Source organism: Candidatus Hydrogenedentota bacterium, from assembly GCA_012523015.1.
Classification (GTDB): domain Bacteria; phylum Hydrogenedentota; class Hydrogenedentia; order Hydrogenedentales; family CAITNO01; genus JAAYBJ01.
In genome coordinates this window covers 1-14,678 of the sequence record JAAYJI010000346.1, presented here as the reverse complement: position 1 = coordinate 14,678, position 14,678 = coordinate 1, and the positions used below count along the sequence as shown (strand labels likewise).

Genomic DNA, 14,678 nt, shown 5'->3' with positions numbered 1-14,678 from the left:
GTGTTCCACGTGGAACACACGCCCGATATAAGGCTCCAAATTCCCGCAGGTCTTGACTACAGCTCTTAGGTTCCCTCTTCCACCGACTGATACCAACGGAACATACGCGGGACGCCCCGGTGTTTATTTACATCCCGAAAAGAAACTGGAACCGTTTCCTTCACACTCGGATCATAAACATGAAAGTGCAAATGAGGCATCATACTATGCCCCACATGACCGCTGTCGGCGATATGGGCGCCAACCTTTACGCTTTCTCCAACATGAACACGGGCGCCGCCCTTACAGATATGGGCATAACACGCAATGGTTCCGTCTTCATGAGTCACTGCAATAAGGTTGTTAGGATGCTTGTAGCCGTGGCCATCATGCTCATCGACAACTCGACTTACCACGCCTTCCCGTGCAGCGCAGACAGGTGACCCTACGGGCATCAGAAAATCGTAGGCAAATCGACCTGTACCGCGATGACTTACCACACCGCGCACGCCTTGCACACAAAAATAAGAGCGCCCCTTTGGATAGGGTAGGAAGTAGGGCGAATCTTCGGGTTGTGGAAAAAGACTGAGATCCTGAGGTCCCGTAAGCAATAGCCAGAGTAGTAGGGGCACCGTAAAGGCCAAGACAAGGAAGGGTACAAGTATTTTAATAATTGGCTTCCATTTCATGCTGTTCAATTGGCTCCGTGCAGAAAAGCCCTTTCTTAAGGTTCCTATCCTTTAGTATACAGGATACTGGGCTTTTATGTTGGGTATTCTGCATCTTTTTTTTTACGGAAAATAAAGCCTTTACCTAGTGCTGAGAGCAACAGAGTATAATATCACTTATTGGAGCGGTGAGGTATTCCGGTCTGCCTTCTAAACCGCTTTTAGGCTCATAGATGGAAAGGAATCTATGTCATCGTCTTTTATAAAGATTTGGTTTCTGGCGGCACGTCCCAAAACTCTTCCTGCCGCCGCCGCGCCCGTTATCCTCGGTACTGCCTTCGCCTTCGAGGCTGAGACTTTTCATCCTGTAGCTGCAGCATGTGCCTTATTGGGCGCCCTGCTCATCCAAATCGCTGCCAATTACGCCAACGATTATTATGATTATGTACAGGGCGCTGATACGGGCGAACGTCTGGGCCCCCTTCGGGTCACCCAAGCCGGACTTGCTACGCCGCGCCAAACGAAGCTGGCGATGATCATTGCCCTATTGCTGAGCGCACTCATCGGCGTCTATCTCGTCTATCGAGGAGGCTGGCCTATTGCTGTTATTGGGATTCTTTCCCTTCTTTTTGCGGTGCTTTACAGTACCGGTCCCCTACCTTTAGCCCACTCCGGGATTGCCGATCTTTTTGTGCTCGTCTTCTTCGGTCCTGTGGCTGTTGCCGGTACCTATTATGTACAGGCGCAGACGTGGGATTGGCTGCCTTTTTGGGTGGGCTGGGGACCTGGTCTCCTTTCCGTCGCCATTCTCACCGTAAACAACCTGCGTGACGTGAATCAAGACCGCCGCTCCGGTAAAAAAACGCTGGTAGTACGCTTTGGTGTCCTTTACGGCAGAATCCAATATACCCTATGTATACTCGTAGCCGTTGTGCTAATCCCTATCTTGACGGTCATTTATACCGGGCAGATCCTTGTGTGCATCGCTGTACTCGCTCTTGCGCCTGCCGCTTATTGTATGCGCGTTGTTTTCACGGAAACCGACGGCGCCGCCCTGAACGACGGACTCGCTCATACGGGAAAAGCCTTACTCCTTTACGCAGTACTCCTCTCTTTGGGCTGGATCGGCTTCTAAATCCTATGGCGTTAAGGAGCTCGGTATAAGAAGATTCTCAGCTAACCTCCCTATTTCCTTGATGTTAGGACTTTTCCTTTCAACGTTCACAAATTCTATTGCTATACTTTAGAGCAATAGCCTTTGACTTTACTGATATATAAGTGAGCGCCGTTACGTGGCCTTTCCGTATAACTTGTTTTTTTCGTATATTGCTTTACTATCCCTGTCGTTCATTTTACTATTTATCGTGTTCCTGCACACATATCACATAGGTTAATACGGATTATCTGGATCCGTGCCGCTCTCTTCAATAATCATCTTTAGTATTTCATCTTTCGTGAGTACACGTCCACTGCTCCGCTTTTTTCCGTTCATGGTGAGTGCAGGTGTCATCATCACGCCCGCCGCTGTAATCGCCGCCATTTCCGTTATTTTTTCGACTTTACCGACGATGCCGCTTTCCTCTAAGGCTGCCGCGGCATTATCTGCCAATTTGTGACACTTACTGCAGCCTGTACCATAGATTTTAATATCCATTTGTTTTATCCTTTCATTAAACCAAAGACGAATCCTCCCAAAGTTGAGAAGATAACGACCAAGGCAACAAATACCGTTGTTTTACGAAAACCCAGCACGCCGCCGATTACAAGCATGCTCGGCAACGACAAGGCGGGACCCGCCAGCAACAGCGCTAAAGCCGGTCCTTTTCCCATTCCTGCGCTCAGCAATCCTTCCACAATAGGCACTTCCGTCAACGTGGCAAAATACATAAAAGCGCCGGCCAAGGAGGCGCAGAAATTCGCCCACAATGAATTACCGCCTACCATCCCCACAATCCACCTTTCGGGAATGAGTCCCTCATGATCAGCCCGTCCTAATAACAAGGCCGCCACGAAAACACCGATAAAAAGCAGGGGCAGAATCTTTTTGGCAAAATCCCAACTGACTTCAAACCATTCTCGTAACTCCCCCTCATCGGCCGTTGCTGTAAAAAAGCCTAAGCCCAAAAAACCGGCGGTAAAGGCAAGTAAAGGTACATGGGGAAAATAAAAAGCCAAAGCGGCCACGGGCAGCACGATCATGATCATCTTAGGCAGGGCAAGTCTGTAGGACATTACAAGTATGACCGCCAATAGGACGGCGAATAATGTAGTAAGCTGCCACTTAATATGTCCTACGGCGGCGTATACGCTGCCGCCTTGCTCGGACACGGCCCAGTTGGCAAAAACGAGGATCGCGATCATGCTGCCAAAAAAGAGAAGGCTTTGCCACATGGGTCGTGGAGTACCATCGCTGCCCCCGTCGTCGTCCTCCGCACCTGTGCCTTCCTCACGGAAGATGAACTGCATGGACAGACCAATGATAATACTCATACTGACGGCTCCCACAGCGCGGGCAGTGCCCAGTTCAACACCCAGCACCCGAGCGGTCATAACGATTGCCATGATATTGATAGCGGGTCCTGAGTACAGAAAAGCGATTGCAGGTCCCAAACCTGCGCCGCGGCGATGAATGCCCGCAAAGAGCGGCAAAATGGTACAGGAACAAACGGCTAATACCGTCCCGGCGACAGAGGCCGTTAAATAGGCCATTATTTTGTTCGCCTTAGGACCCAGGTACTTTAGGATTGATCCATGGCTAATGAAAACGCCTACGGCGCCCGCGATAAAAAGGGCGGGCACCAAACACAATAACACATGCTCCCTAGCGTAGGATTTCAGCAATTCACAAGCTCCGAGCAGGGCTTGATTAAAGCGAGGTGTGCCCACGGGCAGATAGAAAATGCTTATAAATCCGACGAAGAGACCGAGTATCCACCGCCATTGTGTTTTCAACAAGTCTAGTTTCATGCTTCTCTTATTTCGTTGAATGACATACTGTTTATACTAACAAACAATCAAGACCTTCGTTTTAAACAAGCGACAAAGTCTAAAATACAGGGGCGCAGCAGTTTGTAATACACTTGTTTACCGCGCTTGTCATCACCAACAATGCCGGCACCTTTTAAGACTTGTAAGTGCTGGGATACCGTTGAAAAGTTGATGGTAGTTTTGTCGACAAACTCGCATACACAATGTTCACGTTCATCGGCCAACTGAGAAACAATCCAAAGTCTGACAGGATGTCCCAGGGCTTTGAATACGGCCGCGTGGGGCTCATAGGTTTTCTTTTGATAGGTTAACACCATTTTCTCCTTATGTTATTCCGTAGTATATCATAATGTTCCGAGTCACTTTTTATCGCGAATATGCCGCCCGGAAAAGGCATCGCAACAATAATCTTTCTTGGAAGAGTTTTATTTACCCTCCTTAAATTCATATACTTATTTTGATCGTACATACTGTTTGCTGCACCGCCTGCTACTGTGAAGAAGGAAAGGAGCATTTTCCTATGGCTATGGTTATCCTATCGGCTTGGCTGAGTTTTGGCGTTGCTTTTTCTGCAACGGAACCAAGCGCTCCACAAGACACCTCGCTGTCCTTCCATATGGACACAACGACCTTGGCGCTTCATGACGGGGACACACCCCTATTCCAATACCGATATGGAGACGTCCCCTTCAAGGGATATCTACAGTCTTGGTTCACCAAGAAGGGCGTAAATCTGCTGTCTGATGCACCGGAAGATCACAAGCATCACCATGGGCTCATGTATGCAGTCACTGTAAATGATATTAATTTTTGGGAAGAAGCCGAGGACGCAGGACGACAAGAACACCAGCGTTTCAGTAATATCCAATTGGAAACTGATTCAGCTCGTTTCACAACCCGCGTGCAATGGCAAGAAGAGGATGCGCAAAGCCGCGTTTTGGAGGAAGAACGCACGCTGATCCACCATTGGATTGGAGACCCGGCGGTGCAGTTGCTGACCTGGCGCTCCGATTTAACCCGCTCGCGCAACCACCCCAGTGTAAGCCTTACAGGTACGATCTATCACGGATTAGGAATGCGCTTTCCGGATTTCATGGCGCAAAAAGGCAGCTTTTTCTTTGCTGATGACGAGACCGGCAGTTTTGATGATGGTCCTCATCATCTTGCCCAAGCGTCTTGGTGCGCTTACACGGTTAACGATGACAATACGCCGGTGACCGTTGCTTTTTTTGCGGCGAAAGATAATGCACGCCCTACCCTGTGGTTCACGATGAAAGATCCTTTCGCTTATCTTTCTGCCACTTTTAATTTATCCCGTAATCCTTTAACTGTCGAGGGACCGCGCCCCTTGTCCATCCTTTACGGGTTGGCATCGTGGGATCGTGTTGTCGATGAAGCGACGATTGAAGCCTTATATAAAGAATGGTGCAGTTTAACGCATCAGCAGCATAGAGAACATTTTCAACCTATGAGGAGACCCGTACATGACCATCCACGATCGCGGCGTTAACCGCCGTGCTTTCCTTCAGCATTCCATTCTTTCCGGGGCGGCTGTTGCAGCAGCGACATCACTGCGAAGACGGACTGTTCATGCCGCTTCTGAAAAACTGGGCGTAGCCGTCATTGGCTGTGGCGGCCGCGGTAACAGTCATCTGCAAACTTTACAGCATATTGCCGCGACGGATAAGACCATTGAACTCGTTGCCGTCTGCGATGTCTATCGCCCGCGCTTGGATAAAGCGGCTGCACAATTTAACGTGCCCCACAAATACATGGATTATCGGGAACTGCTTGCAAATCCAGCCGTGGATATTGTGAGCATTGCCACACCGGATCACATTCACGGTTATCAAGCATTGGACGCCCTTGCTGCAGGCAAAGACATTTACTGTGAAAAACCGGTCACCCACTGGCGTCAATTTGAACTGACGAAACAACTGGCTAAAGCTACGGCCGCTTCAGGACGTTTGTTCCAATGCGGTACTCAAGGTATGAGCGATTCCGCGTGGCGTCAAATTGGGGAGATGGTTCGTGAAGGTAAGATTGGTGAACCCATCCATGCGGAATGCGGCTATTTCCGTGTGGGCGACTGGGGCGAAGCAGGAATGCCCATTGATGATGCGGACGCTAAGCCCGGTCCCGATCTGGATTGGGAAGCGTTTTTGGGTGATGCGCCATCCCGTGATTTTGACGTGAGCCGTTTCTTCCGCTGGCGGATGTATGAAGATTATGCGGGCGGACCTTGCACGGATCTTTTCCCTCACATTTTGACACCCGTCATGCACATGATGAATGCAGGGCTTCCTGATAAGGCTGTAGCCACGGGCGGCAAATTCCGCTATAGTGAACGCGAGATTCCTGATACCTTCAATATGCTCGTCGATTTCCCGGAACAGTTTACCATTGCTGTACTCGGTACCCAAGGCAATGATTTTCAAGGAACGGAAGAACGCGGATCAGGCGGGCGTATCCCGGTAATTCGTGGATGGGATGGCACTTTGACTGTACGGGATAATAAAATTCTCTTTATGCCGAACCGCGGCACGGATCAAAAAGAAGAGACGTACATCATCGATAAATCAGAAAATCTGCTTCACCATTTTCAGGAATTGATTCATTGCAGTCGAACTGGTGTACCGAATACGAGCAGCCCCATGGATCTGGCTTATCACGTGCAGACAGCACTGATTATGGCCTTTTTATCGTTGCGCGAAGGGAAAACCGTTTTCTTTGATCATGAGAAGGAATGCCTAATCGTGTAATGGCACAGCACAACGATTATTAAACCGCTCTATAAAAAAGATGTTCCGCCATCCTCAGAATCATAACGAGGACGGCGGAATGCTTCTTTTAGAACTTAGGTTACTCTTAAAACCTTAAGGACATGGGAAATATGCCCCTTAACTGAGCTTCCACGGTTCACGATACGTATATTGAAGTCCTTCATTGGCTTCAGTGCTGTTGGTTATTCTTTCTGTATTTTGATCCCAATCTAAGCGCAGCCGTGTATCAAGCGAGATATTAGCCAAGTGTGCATAGATGGTCGATATATGCGCTTCTTCGGCATCACAGTTGGGTCTGTTTCGTGATTTGATGCAATCAAGGAAGTTGCGCATATGCGCCGTGGTGAGATCCACAAAATCTTCTTTGTCAACAGCCTTCTTTATGGGTTCCATGCGCAAGGCGGGATCCATGAATTGACCGCCCCGTTCAGGAATAATCTCATAGCTGCCGCCGCGCACGTAGAGGGTCCCTAAAGTACCGCGCAACTCGATTTCTGCAGGTCGTGACAGGAGCTGATTATTGCTTGCTTCTAAATGGCTGAAGGTAAGCAAGGCACCTTGGGATAATTCGAATACGGCTTGCATGGTATCGGGAATCGTGCGGTCATCGTCGACTGCATATTTTCCACCAATAGCGACGACAGATATAGGCGCTCCTTCACCGAGAATCCAGCGTATCATATCAAAGTAATGAACCGCCCAATTCGCAAGTTGGGAGGAGTAGTCCTTCCACCATCGGAATTTATAAGGGGTGATATTATCTTGATAGGGACGCATCTGTTGCGGTCCGATCCACATATCCCAATCTAAATCTTCAGGAGGATCACATATGGTACCATGGCCGATACCGTCGGGGGTCATATTGCTGACACGATAACAGATTGCAGAAGTCACTTTCCCGATGAGACCTGCTTGTATTTCCGTTGCCAGTTCTTTGTAGAAAGGTGAGGAACGCCGGTGTAAACCACTCTGAACAACACGCTTGGTTTCTTTCGCCACATCAACGATACGTCTGCCTTCCGCAATTTTTAAGGCAAGCGGTTTTTCAATATACACGTCTTTACCGGCTTGGCAGGCTTCCACCGTCTGTATGGCGTGCCAGTGATCGGGTGTGGCAATGAGCACGCCGTCAATATCGTCACGTTCGATAATCCGCCGGTAATCACCGTAGAAATCAGCATTAGGGAATTCTTTGCGCCACCGTTCGAGGGCAACGCCATGGACATCACAAAAGGCTACCATTTCCGCATCGCCGTGCGGTGCCAGGGCATCCATCAATTGTCCCCCGCGATTTGCTGTCCCTATGATACCCAATCGAATACGCTCGGAAGCCGCAGCTGTATGACGGGCGGCTAACATAGCGCCTGCCGCTAAAATAGAACTTTGTTGAATAAAATCACGTCTGGAAACCATAATTTCCCTTCCTTTTTAAGCGTGTCAAAAATCCGGTAAGCAGTCTCGTTCCTACAATTTTAGGAGTACCCACAACAACAACGGGTGTGTCTTTGAATTATAAAGGCTTTGAATAGGAAAGACAAGATTCAGATTTTTCTAAAGCAATACTTGTAAGATCTAAAGTGTCTATAAATGATAGAATTATTCAATTATTTTTTTTGAAGTTCCTTTTGCGCTTACCAATATAGCTGTGTTATCGTGAAGTACTTAAGCACATTAAAACATTCGCTTAAAAAATGTATATTGCTGTATAAAATACAGCGGATCATGACGCCTTTGGAATTCTTTGATCACCCGTCTGTTGATATACATTCATAGCTTTTTTTTTCTTAACTCGGATCGGAATACAGGATGAACATTTCAGGTAAATGTGACTATGCATGTCGTGCAATGGTCGAACTTGCAACAAACTTTAGTAAAAATGTACCCGTTTCCACACGCCATATCTCGGACCATCATGACATCCCAAATAAATATTTGACCCATATTTTATTGCAGTTGAAACGGGCTGAATTAATCCGCAGTATTCGGGGCGCGCAAGGCGGTTATCTTTTGACACGGCATCCATCCAACATTACCTTACTTGAAATTATCGAAGCGATCGAAGGCCCTTTTACCATATCGTTGACCAACGCGTCGAAAGACTGGCACATCTTTTGGGAAAAGGTTATCAAAATTCTGGGATCAGAATTATCGAATATAACCTTGGAAAGTATTGCTGAAAGTATCACCAAATCAACGATGTTCTACATTTGAACTGTAATTTTAGGGGTTGTTTTTCCCAAGCACATTGCTATTTTTTATATCACTACCTTTAGAAAGGGAATATACCTTGAATATCACCCATGATCATGAACCCAAAGCAAATCGTATTCGTAAAAAGATGGCGAAACTGGTGGGCCACGGACAAAATACCTATACACCCACGCAGGTTGTTGTGGAAAAAGCTAAGGGCTGCACACTTTGGACCGTAGACGGCAAAAAATTGGTGGACTTTACCTCCGGCGTACTGGTTCAAAACCTTGGTTATCTTCATCCCACCTATGAAAAATATTGGGCAGACTATAGGAAGGGGCTGCCGCGTAACGCCTATAACATGGTAACGGAACTTTTTACGGAAGCTTCTGAGCGGCTCCTTAAAACCATGAAGAAAAATCCGAAGGCCCAAAAATTATTATGGGCAGCGAGCGGTTCTGAAGCCATCCAAAAAGCCATGTGGACAACACTGCACCGTTATCCCGATCGGCCTATCATGGTTGCGACACGCTATGGATTTCACGGAAAAAAAGGACTTGCCGACGATGTGAGCGGTGAATCGAGTAAAAACCCGAATGTAAAGTTTATTTCTTTTCCCATGAGCGGTGATGAAGATCCCGCCTTTTTCCAAAAGGAACTTGACGCGCTCAGCAAAGCTTATCCGGGACAAATTGCATTGCTCATAACAGAACCGTATTTAGGCGCGAAAGGCTCCTACCATCCGCCCGCTTGGTATCATGCCTTACTCCAAGAATGGTGCAACAAAAACGATATTCCTTTTATCTTTGATGAGGTTCAATCCTGCTTCGGCCGTACCGGTAATATGTATGCCTTTGAAACCTACGGTGTACAACCGGATCTCGTTGTGTTAGGCAAAGGTCTTGCCAATGGTGAACCTGCCGCCGTGGTTGCCGGACGGACGGACTTAATTGAAGCCCTTGACTACGGAGAAGCCTCCGATACCTACAGTGCTTCCACTTCAGCTTGTGCGGCAGTCTGTGCCACTCTTGATGTATTTAAGGAAGAAAAGATTGTGAGCCAAGTTCGTAAAACAATGGTCCTCCTTGAAAAGAAGTTGGAAGCATTACAAGAGCGTTTCCCCTTCATCCAAGCCGTACGGGGCGAGGGCATGGTCTATGGTATTGAAATGGATAGTGCTGAGCGTGCGAACCGCTGTGTGCTGGCTGCCTACCACGGAACAGGAAAAGAAGGTGTCCATTTCTTGGGACCCCTTGCGCAAAAAGTGCTGCGTATCAGCCCGCCTCTTATCATTACAGAAAAAGAACTCAATCATGGTTTCAGCCTAATAGAAAAGGCATGGGCAAAAATAGCGCTTTAAATGCTTCCCGACTTGATTACGCCCGAATATAAAAAATCACCCGCGACCTTCATGAAGAACTGCGGGTGATTTTTTTATCGTTCTAGATACAACAGGAAGACAAGGTCAATTGCGGATAGGCATAATCACGTTGACATAGGTATCTACAGGCGCTTCCGTAAAGGGTTTAATAAGAGCAGGGCTTCCGCCGTCTTTCATCAACATACATACGCGCTCTGTTTCGATGAAACGCAACACATCCAGCAAAAAGAAGGGGTTAAAGGAAATAGAAAAACTGTTTCCGGAATATTCAGCCGCAAGTTCTTCTTCATACTCACCTACTTCAGGTGTTTTTACATAGACTTGGATAAGGCCCGGCTCAAAGGTAAAGCGGGCATTCTTAAATCTATCGTTCGTCATGGCCGTAGCACGACGCACCAATTGAATGAAGGGGCTAAGTTCGAGAATAATTTCATTTTCCATGGATTTGGGGATAACAGCGTCATAATTTGGAAAACCGCCTTCGATAAGGGCCGTAATAATACAGATATTATCGAACTTGAAGCAGGCTTGGCTCTGGGCAAGGAAAACATCGACCATCTTCTCAGGATCATCACTGAGCAGCGTTTGCAGTTCATGAACCATCTTTGACGGGATAATCACTTTAATCTCTTGGTCGGTACTCAAGGTTTCCGTGCTTACAGCAAGGCTCAGGCGGCGGCTGTCGGTAGCAACAGCTCGTAATTCACCTTGCCGTGCTTCCAAGAGCAAGCCGGTAAGGTTATGTCTGGATTGATCGGTAGAAATAGCGAAGGAGGTCTTCTGAAACTGTTTCTTTAGTTGTGCCTGCCTCAGCATGATAGGCTCAACATCATCGAATTTGTTGATGGGCGGAAATTCTTCAGCGTACATACTGAAAAGTTTGGTTTCTACACCGCCGCAACGCAATTCGACGATGCCATTCTCCAATAATTCAAGTGTAACATCGGCATCAGGCAATTCATTTAATAATAGGGACAGACGCTGACCGGAAAGAGTCAGGGCGCCGGCAACTTCCACATTGCAGTCCACTGTGTATTCGATGCTCATTCGTAAATCAGTTGCACTGAATTTAAGGAGGTTGTTTTCCGCTTCCATTAATACGTTGGACAGGATTGGAAATGAAACCTTCGACGAAATAATGCCTTTAACAATATTGATTGCCCGTTTTAGTTCTTCTCTGGAAATGACAATCTTCATGAACGCCCTCCCTATGTTGTGGATAGCTTATACTCTTTTATACTAACTAGTTTATATATAAAATAAGTCGTAGTAGTAGTAGAGGCTGTGGATATCTGGATAACTCAGTTTAGCCCTGTCACAGCAAGGCTATGGGGCAAGAATAACTTCTGGAAAACTTGCCTGAGTTTTCCACCTCTATCCACTACTGTGGATAACATATGATACAACAAATGGCTTGTTGAGTGCTAAATTGTGGATAAGAAAAACTTTTTTTCACAAAAACCGAGGGATTTGTTAACAGCCGGCTGCCGCTCATTGTTTCACGGAAAAATTGAAAGTTATCCACAGCAAAAAAACTAGCCTTTACACAATGAAAACCGTATTGGAGCGGAGTTATACACAGTCCGTGGAACACTCTTTTTGTTTTCATGCTTTTTCTTTTCATTCAAAAAACCTATTTTTTATCTTTATAGATATCAATAAGTTAGTTAATATCTATTTAGGAAATCTCTTTACAATCTTGTAGGTATAGGCTTAAAATATAAGAGTTTAAGGGCTTAGAGAAGAAGCGCACTTTTTTTATGGAAAAGTCTGTTCCAGAGATTATCCACAAGTTATTAACAATTCCATTTACTTCTATTCTTAACCACTATATCTTGGGGTTAAAGCCAGGATTTTCGGGTAAAGGATACAAGGTACCTTAGAATTTCGAGATTAAATTTTCAAAAACGCAGTCATATCCTATTTTTATGGCTGCCCTGCTATAGTTCCCTATTGGAACGGAAAAAACATCAAAGTGTTACAATTAGGATTGATACGCTGCAAGGGTACTACTTTTTAGGATCAACTCGGTATTTGGTAGTTAGGCGCATCTTCGATAATGGTAACATCATGAGGATGGCTTTCCCGTAATCCCGCGGAAGTCATGCGTATAAACTGAGCATCCTGTTTCATGGCTTTAAGATTACCGCATCCGCAATAACCCATGGCAGCGCGCAATCCACCCATCAACTGATATACATAATCGGCGATATTACCACGATAAGGAACCCGCGCTTCAATGCCTTCAGGCACCATTTTAGCCGCATCGGTTTCAAATTGCATATAGCGCGTTTTACTGCCCTGCTGCATGGCTTTCACAGAGCCCATGCCCCGTACCAGTTTATAGGTACGTCCTTCATAGAGTACTTTTTCGCCGGGACTTTCTTCGGTGCCTGCGAAAAGGCTGCCGACCATGATCGTATCTGCGCCTGCCGCAATCGCTTTGGCAATGTCGCCGGAATACTTGATACCGCCGTCTGCAATAACAGTAATGCCCCGTTTTTTACAGACTTTCGAGACATTCATGATAGCGGTGATTTGGGGGATGCCCACACCGGCGATAACACGGGTGGTACAAATAGCGCCGGGGCCTACACCAACTTTAATAGCGTTCGCGCCCGCATCGATCAAATCGGAGGCGGCCTCTTCGGTAACGACATTGCCGGCAACCACTTGCGCATTAGGAAAGGCATTTCGAATTTCGCGCAGACTTTTGAGAACCAGTTCAGAGTGTCCGTGGGCGGAATCCAAGACAAGGACATCAACGCTGGCGGCTATGAGTGCTTCGCAACGCTCCATTTCGCCGGGACCGATGCCTACAGCCGCCCCTACGCGGAGCCTGCCCATATCATCGGTGCATCGGTTGGGAAAATCTCGGGCTTTCACAATATCTTTAATGGTGAGTAATCCCACCAGCTTAAAATCATCATCCACAACGGGCAATTTTTCAATGCGGTGTTTATGGAGCAATCGTTTTGCCACTTCAATATCCGTTCCGGGCTTCATGGTGATGAGCCGTTCCCGGGGCGTCATGATTTCTGCAATGAGTACTTCGAGATCTTCTTCGAAACGTAAATCACGGTTGGTCAGGATACCGAGAAGGTGACCCGTTTGGTCTGTGATCGGCACGCCTGAAACATGATAGCGCGACATCAAATTTTCCGCATCTTGCAATTTATGTTCCGGGCTCAAGGTGAAGGGGTGCGTGATAATACCGGCTTGTGAGCGTTTAACACGATCCACTTCTTCCGCCTGATCTTCCACGGTAAGATTTTTATGGATGACACCGATACCTCCTTCTTGCGCTATGGCAATGGCGAGGCGGGATTCGGTCACCGTATCCATGGCCGCACTTAGCAGCGGGATTTTCAGGCTTATGCTGTCCGTTAATTGTGCCGTTAAATCGATGTCTCGGGGTACATAGGAGGATCGTGCCGGGACTAGGAGTACATCATCGAAAGAAAGACCTTCAGGAATTGATTTTATTTCAGATTTCATGGGACCTCAGTAAGTTTTTGATGGGAATGCCGTGCAAAAGATATTATTCACCTTATGAATTAAAGTATACAATAGTCTTCTGTGAAAAGGCTACTCTCTTTCAGTGTTTTCTCGGAGGCACACGAATATCAGCATTTTCTATGGATAGATCTTGAATAATCTCAGAATCTTTTTATTTGACGGCGAAACTTAAGGTATCATGTATTACCAAAGCCCATGAAATAATTGCGGTGCCTTAAAAAGGTCTGTCGAAGCCCGTCTAGGCATAGAGAGGAAAATGCGTCCATGAATAGTGATTCCCCCCTATTGTCACTTGTGATTCCTGTATTTAATGAATCTGCGAGTCTGGAGGAATTGTATAGCCGCACGACGGCGGTTTTGGACAATTTGGGATCATCGTGGGAAGTTATTACCGTTGATGACGGCAGTCAAGATAACTCACTGCGCCTAATGCGCGATTTACGGGAAAAAGATAAACGGTGGCGTGTTATCCAGCTGTCCCGAAATTTCGGACAAACCGCCGCACTCTATGCGGGCTTTTCTCAGGCGCAGGGTCAATATATTCTTATGATGGATGCTGATTTACAAGTCTATCCCGAAGATATTCCTCTGCTCTATGAAAAACTTGTCGACGGTTGCGATATGGTCAGCGGCTGGCGAATTAATCGAAAAGACAGTTTCTTCCGTAAAGGTGTATCCTTTTTATTGAATCGCTACACCGAACGGGTTACCGGCTTTAAATTTCATGATCATGGTTGTTCGCTCAAGGGATTCAGCCGCACGATGGTTGATCACATGCTGGAGTTTTCTCATCGATGCCGGTATCTGCCTGTGGATGCTGCCATGCTGGGCGGCCGTGCGGAAGAGGTGAAGGTGCGTCACGCTGAACGCAAACACGGCAGCAGCAAATACAGCATCCTTAAATTGCTGCGCACCGGTTTCGACATGCTTACTTCCGTGACCATTATACCCTTGCAAATGGTGGGTATCTTAGGCGGGCTTTGTGCCGTTGCCGGATTTTTGATGGGCATGCGTGTCCTTTATTTTCGCTTGGTTTACGGTAATATTCAACAGTTGGAATCAATTATTGCCGCGTTTTTCTTTTTGAGCGGCATGCAACTGATGGTTACGGGTTTGATGTGTGAATATGTGGGGCGTATTTACATAGAGACCCAACGCAAACCTTTATAT

13 protein-coding genes are annotated in these 14,678 nt (G+C 46.8%); 6 read left to right on the top strand and 7 right to left on the bottom strand.

The genetic code is table 11. The features are described from left to right. Nucleotides 1-65 precede the first annotated feature (65 nt). Entirely contained in the window at nt 66-668 is a 603-nt protein-coding gene (locus GX117_14915) for a M23 family metallopeptidase (protein ID NLO34619.1), read from the bottom strand. A gap of 226 nt (nt 669-894) precedes the next feature. Between GX117_14915 and GX117_14910 the strand changes: the two genes are divergently transcribed. Next, nucleotides 895-1,782 (top strand): 1,4-dihydroxy-2-naphthoate polyprenyltransferase, encoded by an 888-nt coding sequence (locus GX117_14910; protein ID NLO34618.1) that lies wholly within the window; start codon nt 895-897, stop codon nt 1,780-1,782. 255 nt (nt 1,783-2,037) lie between these two features. Here the strand turns inward: GX117_14910 and GX117_14905 are convergent, their stop codons facing one another. Genes GX117_14905 through GX117_14895 form a run of 3 tightly spaced genes read right to left on the bottom strand, consistent with a single transcriptional unit; the run spans nt 2,038 to nt 3,952 of the window. Then, nucleotides 2,038-2,301 (bottom strand): thioredoxin family protein, encoded by a 264-nt coding sequence (locus GX117_14905; GenBank protein NLO34617.1) that lies wholly within the window; start codon nt 2,299-2,301, stop codon nt 2,038-2,040. 5 nt (nt 2,302-2,306) lie between these two features. Next, nucleotides 2,307-3,614 carry a hypothetical protein gene (locus GX117_14900; GenBank protein NLO34616.1) on the bottom strand — a complete coding sequence of 436 codons (1,308 nt, stop codon included), beginning with the start codon at nt 3,612-3,614 and terminating at the stop codon, nt 2,307-2,309. 47 nt (nt 3,615-3,661) lie between these two features. Continuing rightward, nucleotides 3,662-3,952, bottom strand: coding sequence for a helix-turn-helix transcriptional regulator (locus tag GX117_14895; protein ID NLO34615.1), 291 nt, complete (start codon nt 3,950-3,952; stop codon nt 3,662-3,664). A gap of 203 nt (nt 3,953-4,155) precedes the next feature. Here GX117_14895 and GX117_14890 point away from each other — a divergent pair, with 203 nt between their 5' ends. Then, nucleotides 4,156-5,145 (top strand): hypothetical protein, encoded by a 990-nt coding sequence (locus GX117_14890; protein NLO34614.1) that lies wholly within the window; start codon nt 4,156-4,158, stop codon nt 5,143-5,145. Further along, on the top strand, nt 5,120-6,397 hold the full coding sequence (locus tag GX117_14885) for a Gfo/Idh/MocA family oxidoreductase (GenBank protein NLO34613.1): 1,278 nt from the start codon (nt 5,120-5,122) through the stop codon (nt 6,395-6,397). The genes GX117_14890 and GX117_14885 overlap by 26 nt, the downstream gene beginning before the upstream one ends. Before the next feature lie 138 nt (nt 6,398-6,535). Here the strand turns inward: GX117_14885 and GX117_14880 are convergent, their stop codons facing one another. Beyond that, entirely contained in the window at nt 6,536-7,831 is a 1,296-nt protein-coding gene (locus tag GX117_14880) for a Gfo/Idh/MocA family oxidoreductase (protein NLO34612.1), read from the bottom strand. Nucleotides 7,832-8,224: 393 nt separating this feature from the next. Here GX117_14880 and GX117_14875 point away from each other — a divergent pair, with 393 nt between their 5' ends. Both GX117_14875 and GX117_14870 read left to right on the top strand, forming a co-directional pair. After that, entirely contained in the window at nt 8,225-8,629 is a 405-nt protein-coding gene (locus GX117_14875; GenBank protein ID NLO34611.1) for an Rrf2 family transcriptional regulator, read from the top strand. Between the two features lie 127 nt (nt 8,630-8,756). Continuing rightward, on the top strand, nt 8,757-9,968 hold the full coding sequence (locus GX117_14870; GenBank protein ID NLO34610.1) for an aspartate aminotransferase family protein: 1,212 nt from the start codon (nt 8,757-8,759) through the stop codon (nt 9,966-9,968). A gap of 105 nt (nt 9,969-10,073) precedes the next feature. Here GX117_14870 and dnaN read toward each other — a convergent pair whose 3' ends face one another. Next, nucleotides 10,074-11,186 carry a DNA polymerase III subunit beta gene (gene dnaN / locus GX117_14865; protein NLO34609.1) on the bottom strand — a complete coding sequence of 371 codons (1,113 nt, stop codon included), beginning with the start codon at nt 11,184-11,186 and terminating at the stop codon, nt 10,074-10,076. Nucleotides 11,187-12,011: 825 nt separating this feature from the next. Then, a complete protein-coding gene (guaB, locus tag GX117_14860) occupies nt 12,012-13,487 on the bottom strand; it encodes an IMP dehydrogenase (protein NLO34608.1) in 1,476 nt (491 codons plus the stop codon). A 285-nt stretch (nt 13,488-13,772) separates the two neighbouring features. On the opposite strand from guaB, the gene GX117_14855 reads away from it, so the two are divergent. Beyond that, nucleotides 13,773-14,678: glycosyltransferase (locus tag GX117_14855; GenBank protein NLO34607.1), on the top strand; the 906-nt coding region annotated here is incomplete at its 3' end.

Excerpts from the sequence above, each read along its gene's own strand:
- GX117_14915 (NLO34619.1), bottom strand. The coding sequence starts at position 668 with ATGAAATGGAAGCCAATTATTAAAATACTTGTACCCTTCCTTGTCTTG.
- GX117_14910 (NLO34618.1), top strand. The coding sequence starts at position 895 with ATGTCATCGTCTTTTATAAAGATTTGGTTTCTGGCGGCACGTCCCAAA.
- GX117_14905 (NLO34617.1), bottom strand. The coding sequence starts at position 2,301 with ATGGATATTAAAATCTATGGTACAGGCTGCAGTAAGTGTCACAAATTG.
- GX117_14900 (NLO34616.1), bottom strand. The coding sequence starts at position 3,614 with ATGAAACTAGACTTGTTGAAAACACAATGGCGGTGGATACTCGGTCTC.
- GX117_14895 (NLO34615.1), bottom strand. The coding sequence starts at position 3,952 with ATGGTGTTAACCTATCAAAAGAAAACCTATGAGCCCCACGCGGCCGTA.
- GX117_14890 (NLO34614.1), top strand. The coding sequence starts at position 4,156 with ATGGCTATGGTTATCCTATCGGCTTGGCTGAGTTTTGGCGTTGCTTTT.
- GX117_14885 (NLO34613.1), top strand. The coding sequence starts at position 5,120 with ATGACCATCCACGATCGCGGCGTTAACCGCCGTGCTTTCCTTCAGCAT.
- GX117_14880 (NLO34612.1), bottom strand. The coding sequence starts at position 7,831 with ATGGTTTCCAGACGTGATTTTATTCAACAAAGTTCTATTTTAGCGGCA.
- GX117_14875 (NLO34611.1), top strand. The coding sequence starts at position 8,225 with ATGAACATTTCAGGTAAATGTGACTATGCATGTCGTGCAATGGTCGAA.
- GX117_14870 (NLO34610.1), top strand. The coding sequence starts at position 8,757 with ATGGCGAAACTGGTGGGCCACGGACAAAATACCTATACACCCACGCAG.
- dnaN (NLO34609.1), bottom strand. The coding sequence starts at position 11,186 with ATGAAGATTGTCATTTCCAGAGAAGAACTAAAACGGGCAATCAATATT.
- guaB (NLO34608.1), bottom strand. The coding sequence starts at position 13,487 with ATGAAATCTGAAATAAAATCAATTCCTGAAGGTCTTTCTTTCGATGAT.